The organism is Pseudomonas sp. 8 R 14 (assembly GCF_900005955.1).
Lineage (GTDB): Bacteria > Pseudomonadota > Gammaproteobacteria > Pseudomonadales > Pseudomonadaceae > Aquipseudomonas > Aquipseudomonas marginalis.
On record NZ_CVTH01000090.1, the window covers coordinates 108818 to 115220 of the forward strand.

Sequence of the window (6403 nt, forward strand, 5' to 3'; positions counted from 1 at the left end):
TCGCCACAGGTCCGTCGAATCACCCATAACGTTGTGTCGAGACCCATTCCTTCAAGCGCCTTTTCTACAACGCGCGCGCCCAGGTCTGGCTGACCAGTTGCTTGCCGAAACTCAAGGTGGGCTCCTCTTCCACCAACTCGAAACCGGCTTTCTGGTAGAGCTTGCGCGCATCGGTCAAGGCGCTCATGGTCCACAACATCATGCGGGTGTAGCCGACATCGCGGGCAAAGCGCAGGCATTCGTCCACCAGGCGCTGGCCGATGCCCAGGCCCCGCGCACTCGCATCCACGTAGAGCATGCGCAGCTTGGCGGTTGTCTCGTCATGGCGCACGACGAACACCGAGCCGACCACCTCGCCCTCCTTCTCCGCGATCCAGCAGCGCTCCCGCGCCGGGTCGAACTCGCGCAGGTACTTGGCGACGATCTCCGCCACCAGCGCTTCAAACTCCCAGTTCCAGTGGTATTCGCGGGCATACAGCGCCGCTTGCTGCTGCACCACCAGGCCCATATCCCCTGGCCGTGGATCACGCAGCAGGTAGCTCGACGGGCGGTCTTGCAGCAGGGCCTGGATACGTTGCATGGCGTCGGTCAATTGCTGCTGCCGGGGTTCGGGCAGGCTCTCGAGCAGGGCGATGACTTCATCCTGGGTCTGCTGTTCCAGGGGCGCCAGGACCGCGCGGCCGAGATCGGTGAGGTGCAATTGCACCGCGCGCGCATCGGTGGCGCAGCGGACTTTCTGGATCAGGCCGTTTTTCTCGAAACCACTGGTCAGGCGGCTCAGGTAACCCGCGTCGAGGCTGAGCATCTGGCAGAGGTCGGCGCTGGTGAGGTCGCCACGGGAGGACAGCTCGTACATCACCCGAATTTCAGTCAGGGAATAGTCGCTGTGCAACAGGTGTTCCTGCAGCACGCCGATCTGGTGGGTGTAGAAGCGATTGAAGCCGCGCACGATGCCGGCGCGTTCCACAAGCAGGGGAGTGGACATGGCGGATACTCGAATGGTTGCCTTAGTCAATTATATTGTTGCTTCAGGCAAGCATGTCAACGGCTATGATCGCCGGTCATGGTCATCCCAGGCTTGGCCGTCGCCTGTGGGCTCGTCAATATGATTCGAATCGCCATGGCCACGCCGATCAGCACCGCAACCAGTCCCACGGCTTCCATGAGTGTGGGCCAGCGCCCGTGAAACCCCAGGCCGAGCAGGGTGGCGAAGAGGGATTCGAGGGCGATCAATTGGCCGCTCAGTACCATCGGCAGGCGTCGGGTCGCGGCGTTCCAGGCCCAGGCGCCGACCATGGTGGACATCACCGCGATCACCAGGCTCCAGGCATAGAGCGGGCCAGCCTGGGAAAGGCCGAAGCCGAGCATCGGCAGCTTGAACATGCCAAGCCCATGGATGAACGGTAGCAGGCACAGGGTGGCGACACCGCTGCCCACCATCATGAGTGCGGTCCAGAGACCGGTTGCCTGCGCCGCAAGGTGTGTCAGTTGCCTTTGGTTGATCACGCTGAACCACAACCAGAGAGCAACTGCACTCAGGGAAAAAAACAGCCCTGCCCACCAGGCGCTTGTGTCCAATGAAGGTTGATGAAAGCTGCTGATGTTCGACAGCAAGAGGCCCACCGTCAGGCATGACAAAGGGGTTGCCAGGCGGCGCCACGGGACTGTCCTCGTGCTGGCGTTACCCACCAGGGCCAACAACACCGGCACCGTGCCGATAAACGCCGGGGTCATGACCGGCCCGCCGAACATCACGCCGGCGGCGATGCACACGCCGTAGCCCAGGCACCCCAACGCCCCGAGTGCTGCGGCGAGGCATCCCTGGCCGGGCCCGAGCAAGTGCAACTGTGCCCGGCATAGGATCACCCCCATGACACCCAATGTGCCGGCGATCAGAAATCGCACAGCCATCAAGTCACAGAGGCTGTAGTCGCCGGTGACGTAAGGCGCGATGAAGTTCAACGCCCAGCCCAATGTCGCAACAACCGCGAGCAGCACGCCGACGGCAATGGAGGTCTGTGCAGCGTTCATCCGGGGCATCCATTGAGGTAATGGATCCATGGTGCCCAGTCATGCGGGTGTGCTACAAACGAGTTCTCGGCCGTGGATGTATAACCTCAGATTATGAATACACTTGGCAAGACCCTGCCGCCCCTGGCCAGCCTGTTGCCGTTTGAAGCGGCGGCACGCCTGGGCAGTTTCTCCAAGGCGGCCGATGAGCTGCACATCACCCAGGCTGCCATCAGCCGCCAGATTCGCGGGCTGGAAGACAACCTGGGGGTGAAGCTGTTCAGTCGGCGCAACCGGGCGGTGTTCCTCACCCAAGAGGGGCGGGAACTGGGCCGGGTGGTCGGCGAAGCGCTGCGCAGCATCAGTGAGAGTGCCACCAGCCTGCGGGGGTCACCCCACAGTCATCGCGTGGTGTTGCTGTGTCAGTTGTGCGAAGCGTTTTATTGGCTGATGCCGCGCTTGTCGACGTTCCACCAGCAATACCCGCACATCGAAATCCAGGTGGTGACCTCCACCCGCCCCCTGACGGAGTTCACCAGTCACTTCGACGTGGCCTTGCAAAGTACCGGGCGCGCGAGTGGCAGCCATCCGCTGATGTTCACCGCCGCCGACGAAGTGTTCCCGGTGTGCAGCCCCGGCTATCTGGACAGCAAACCACCGCTGTCGCTCGCCGGGTTGCAGTCGCGCACCTTGTTGCACCACAGCTCCCATCCTCCGCACTTGATGGAGTGGGACAGCTGGTTGCAGGTGTTCGGCCAGGCCTTGAGCGGGGAGGTGCGCGGTGCGACCTTCGATAGCTACCCGCTGATGTTGCAGGCGGCGGTGGAAGGGCATGGGATCGCCATGGGCTGGCGGCGTACGGCGAGCCGGTTGATTGACAGCGGGGCGCTGGTAAGGCCCTGTGTCGAGAGTGTGCATTTGCCCCAGGCGCTATCGATTTACCGGCAGCAGGGAGAGGGCAGCCGGGCCGAGGTCGTGGCGTTGCTCGACTGGCTGGAGGCGCAATTGCAGGATGAAGGCTGACAGGGGCGCCGCCGCCCCTGTCATATGCCGCTATGGCTTGCGCGTCACCCGCCACACGGTATTGGCCAAGTCGTCGGCGATGATCAGCGCGCCTTTCGGGTCCACCGTCACCCCCACCGGGCGCCCACGGGTCTTGCCGTCGTCACCGCGAAAGCCGGTGGCGAAATCAATCGGCTCACCCGATGGCTTGCCATTACTGAACGGCACGAAGATCACCTTGTAGCCCACCGGCTTGTCGCGGTTCCAGCTGCCGTGCTCGCCGACGAATACGCCGTCGGCAAATTGCTCGCCCATGGCCGGGATGGAAAAGTCCACGCCGAGTGCGGCCACGTGGGAGCCCAGGCTGTAGTCGGGCTTGATCGCGACGGCGACTTTGGCCGGGTTCTGCGGTTGCGCGCGCGGGTCGACGTTCTGGCCCCAATAGCTGTAGGGCCAGCCGTAGAACGCGCCTTCTTTCACCGACGTCAGGTAGTCGGGCACCAGGTCGGGGCCGAGTTCGTCGCGTTCGTTGACCACCGTCCACAGTTGCCCGGAGTCGGGTTGGATGGTCAGCGCCGTCGGGTTGCGCAGGCCAGTGGCATAGGGCTTGTGTGCGCCGGTGGCGGCGTCGATCTGCCAGACCATGGCGCGGTCGATTTCCACTTCCATGCCACGTTCGGTCACGTTGCTGTTGGAGCCGATCCCCACATACAACTGGCGTCCATCGGCACTCACTGCCAGGGACTTGGTCCAGTGATGGTTGATCTGCGCCGGCAGGTCGGTGACTTTCACCGGTGCGCCGCTGGCCTTGGTCTGGCCATCGGTGTAGTCGAAGCGCACCAGCGCATCCTGGTTGGCCACGTAGAGCTTGCCATCGGCAAACGCCAGGCCGTAGGGCGCGTTGAGGTTGTCGGCGAACACCGTCTTCAACTCATAGGTGCCGTCACCGTCGGCATCGCGCAGCAGCGTCAGGCGGTTGCCGCCTTTTACCTTGGTGTTGCCCTGGGCCTTGATCACGCTGGCGATCACATCCTTGGGCTTGAGCTTGGCCGCACTGCCGCCACGGCCTTCGGCGATCAGGATGTCACCGTTGGGCAGCACCAACGTCTGGCGCGGGATGGCCAGGTCGGTGGCGATGGCCGTGATGCTGTAGCCCTCGGGTACCTGGGGTTTCTGATCGCCCCAGGGGGTGGGCTCGGCGATCTTCATGCTCGGCAACAGGCTGCTTTGTTGCTCCGGCAACGTGGGGTCGGGGCCACGGGCCTGGGTCTTGTCGCCTTCGCCTTCGCCGCCGCAGGCGCTCAGCAACAGCGCGGCGCTCAATACGCTCAGTGTGTGGGACGTTTTCATTTGGCACCTCCCGAGCGCAGGCCGGTCCAGGTGGCCGCCAGTGTCAGCAGCAAGACGACGGCCGACATGATCAGCCCGGCAGGCATTGAGGCGTAGGCATCCTTGGCATGTTGAAAGGCATTGACCAGCCCTAATACCCAGGTGGCTAACAGCAGCAGGACATACCGCGTGGGTTGCCCCGCCTTGCGCTCGGCGCGAAGCAGGTTGACCAGCGCAAACAGGAACGCGAGCCCACAGAACACCAGAGCACCGGCAATCAACCAGGACGCAAAGTTGGCCCATTGAATCTGGTAGGTCTGGGTGTAGGCAATGTCGCTGAGCAAGGCACCCAGAAACAGCGGCACGGTGCCGGCCAGCAAGGTCGCATGCAGCGGCCCCGGCGTGTATCGGTAGGCGGGAAGGGTTGTCATGGTAAGGCGGCTCCTTGTTGTACAACGCCCCTGGTCGGGGCTGCGCATAGAAAATGAACGCCTTACGTATCAGATAGTTCAGCATAATTCGTGTCGAAATATTAAGAACCAGCCTGAAAGCTGGCATGCTCAGGGCTTCACATAAGGAGCCGTCCCCATGCCAACCCTGCACCTGCTGTGCGGCAAGATCGCCTCGGGCAAGTCAACACTGGCCAAGACCCTGGTGGCCGAACACGCCGCCATCCTGCTCAGCGAAGACACCTGGCTCGCCCAGTTGTACCCCGGTGAAATCCTCTCGATCGCCGACTATCTGCGCTGTGCCCAGCGTATTCGCGGGGTGTTGGGCCCGTTGGTGATCAACCTGCTTGAATCCGGCGTCAACGTGGTGCTGGATTTTCCCGCCAATACCCTGGCCAATCGCGAATGGCTGCTGGGGTTGGCGCAGGCCGCCAAGGTGCCGCACCGCCTGCATTACCTCGAGCTGGACGACGCCACCTGCCGCGCAAGGCTGCATGCGCGCAATGCCCGGGGCGATCATGATTTCGCGGCGACGGATGCCGAGTTCGACCTGATCACCCGGCATTTCTGCGTGCCGAGCGAGGCGGAAGGGCTGGTGATCGAGGTGCATCGCCCATGAGTACGCCTTCTGCGGGCATCGACGCGGACGGTTTTATCCTCACCGTCCCCGACACCCCCGTGCAGCGTGAATACCAGCCGTTGCTGGCGGACGTCTGCGCGTCGCTCTCGAGGGACGACCTGGGCCTGGACGGCCTCTATCTCTACGGCAGTGTCGCAAGGGGCGACGCCATTCCCGGTGTTTCCGACCTCGACCTCACCCTGGTGCTGCGCGAGCCGGCAACGGCGGAGCTATTGGCCCGGCTGGAGGCAGTCCGCTGTGCACTGGAGCAGCGGCATCCCCTTGTCACCAAGGTGGATTTCGATATCGGCCACCGCGCGCAAGTACTGGCGGCGGAAAACCGCAACAGGTGGGGCTTCTGGCTCAAACACCAGTGCCGCTGCCTGTGGGGCAATGATCTGTCAGTGCATTTCGAACGGTTTCGGCCATCCCGTGACATCGCGCTGGCGGTAAATGGTGATTTTCACGCCGTATTGAGCGCGTACCTCACGCGCATCGCGTGCGCCGACACCGAAACGCAGCGCCTTAGCTTGCAGCGCGAGGCTTCACGCAAGCTGATCAGGTCCACCCATGTATTGCTTTCGGAAGATGCGTCGACATGGCCGCGCACCCTCGAAGAGCATGTGGCGATGTTCGTCCGGGGGTATCCGCAGCGGGTCACTCACCTTGCGTTCTTTCTCTTTGAGGCCAGGAACCCTGGCGCCACGATGGAAAACTTCACCACGCGGCTTCGAGCTTTTCTGGATTGGATGGCTTCACCCATCGTAGATACCGTCTTATCCAGCACCGCGTAAAACCCCGTAGCAGCTGTCGAGCCCCGGCGAGGCTGCGTCGGTCGCGGCTCGGGCTTGAATCGGCAGTGCGTCTGACGCAGCCTCGCTTGCGCTCGGCAGCTGCTACGGGGGGGCCTTGATGGGGTTGGCATTCGTAGCAGCTGTCGAGCTTTGGCGAGGCTGCGTCGGTCGCGGCTCGGGCTTGAATCGGCAGTGCGTCC

7 protein-coding genes are annotated in these 6403 nt (G+C 63.2%); 3 read left to right on the forward strand and 4 right to left on the reverse strand.

Annotation, left to right across the window (positions count from 1 at the left end):
- Positions 1 to 64 precede the first annotated feature (64 nt).
- Both BFQ01_RS29345 and BFQ01_RS29350 read right to left on the reverse strand, forming a co-directional pair.
- Positions 65 to 985, reverse strand: a complete 921-nt coding sequence (locus tag BFQ01_RS29345) for a bifunctional helix-turn-helix transcriptional regulator/GNAT family N-acetyltransferase (RefSeq protein ID WP_065928054.1) — start codon at positions 983 to 985, stop codon at positions 65 to 67.
- Between the two features lie 56 nt (positions 986 to 1041).
- Complete coding sequence (locus tag BFQ01_RS29350; RefSeq protein ID WP_065928055.1) at positions 1042 to 2031, reverse strand: DMT family transporter; 990 nt, start codon at positions 2029 to 2031, stop codon at positions 1042 to 1044.
- Positions 2032 to 2124: 93 nt separating this feature from the next.
- Here BFQ01_RS29350 and BFQ01_RS29355 point away from each other — a divergent pair, with 93 nt between their 5' ends.
- Positions 2125 to 3033: a LysR substrate-binding domain-containing protein gene (locus BFQ01_RS29355; RefSeq protein ID WP_065928056.1), complete on the forward strand. Its 909-nt coding sequence runs from the start codon at positions 2125 to 2127 to the stop codon at positions 3031 to 3033.
- Between the two features lie 30 nt (positions 3034 to 3063).
- Here BFQ01_RS29355 and BFQ01_RS29360 read toward each other — a convergent pair whose 3' ends face one another.
- Both BFQ01_RS29360 and BFQ01_RS29365 read right to left on the reverse strand, forming a co-directional pair.
- Complete coding sequence (locus BFQ01_RS29360) at positions 3064 to 4362, reverse strand: PQQ-dependent sugar dehydrogenase (RefSeq protein ID WP_065928057.1); 1299 nt, start codon at positions 4360 to 4362, stop codon at positions 3064 to 3066.
- Positions 4359 to 4772, reverse strand: coding sequence for a DUF2231 domain-containing protein (locus tag BFQ01_RS29365; protein WP_065928058.1), 414 nt, complete (start codon positions 4770 to 4772; stop codon positions 4359 to 4361). Before BFQ01_RS29365 ends, BFQ01_RS29360 begins: the two co-directional genes overlap by 4 nt.
- A gap of 157 nt (positions 4773 to 4929) precedes the next feature.
- Between BFQ01_RS29365 and BFQ01_RS29370 the strand changes: the two genes are divergently transcribed.
- Both BFQ01_RS29370 and BFQ01_RS29375 read left to right on the forward strand, forming a co-directional pair.
- Positions 4930 to 5409 (forward strand): AAA family ATPase, encoded by a 480-nt coding sequence (locus BFQ01_RS29370; protein WP_027608492.1) that lies wholly within the window; start codon positions 4930 to 4932, stop codon positions 5407 to 5409.
- A complete protein-coding gene (locus BFQ01_RS29375; protein WP_065928059.1) occupies positions 5406 to 6203 on the forward strand; it encodes a nucleotidyltransferase domain-containing protein in 798 nt (265 codons plus the stop codon). The genes BFQ01_RS29370 and BFQ01_RS29375 overlap by 4 nt, the downstream gene beginning before the upstream one ends.
- Positions 6204 to 6403 lie beyond the last annotated feature (200 nt).

Coding starts and splice junctions, on each gene's coding strand:
- BFQ01_RS29345 (WP_065928054.1), bottom strand. CDS start 985: ATGTCCACTCCCCTGCTTGTGGAACGCGCCGGCATCGTGCGCGGCTTC.
- BFQ01_RS29350 (WP_065928055.1), bottom strand. CDS start 2,031: ATGAACGCTGCACAGACCTCCATTGCCGTCGGCGTGCTGCTCGCGGTT.
- BFQ01_RS29355 (WP_065928056.1), top strand. CDS start 2,125: ATGAATACACTTGGCAAGACCCTGCCGCCCCTGGCCAGCCTGTTGCCG.
- BFQ01_RS29360 (WP_065928057.1), bottom strand. CDS start 4,362: ATGAAAACGTCCCACACACTGAGCGTATTGAGCGCCGCGCTGTTGCTG.
- BFQ01_RS29365 (WP_065928058.1), bottom strand. CDS start 4,772: ATGACAACCCTTCCCGCCTACCGATACACGCCGGGGCCGCTGCATGCG.
- BFQ01_RS29370 (WP_027608492.1), top strand. CDS start 4,930: ATGCCAACCCTGCACCTGCTGTGCGGCAAGATCGCCTCGGGCAAGTCA.
- BFQ01_RS29375 (WP_065928059.1), top strand. CDS start 5,406: ATGAGTACGCCTTCTGCGGGCATCGACGCGGACGGTTTTATCCTCACC.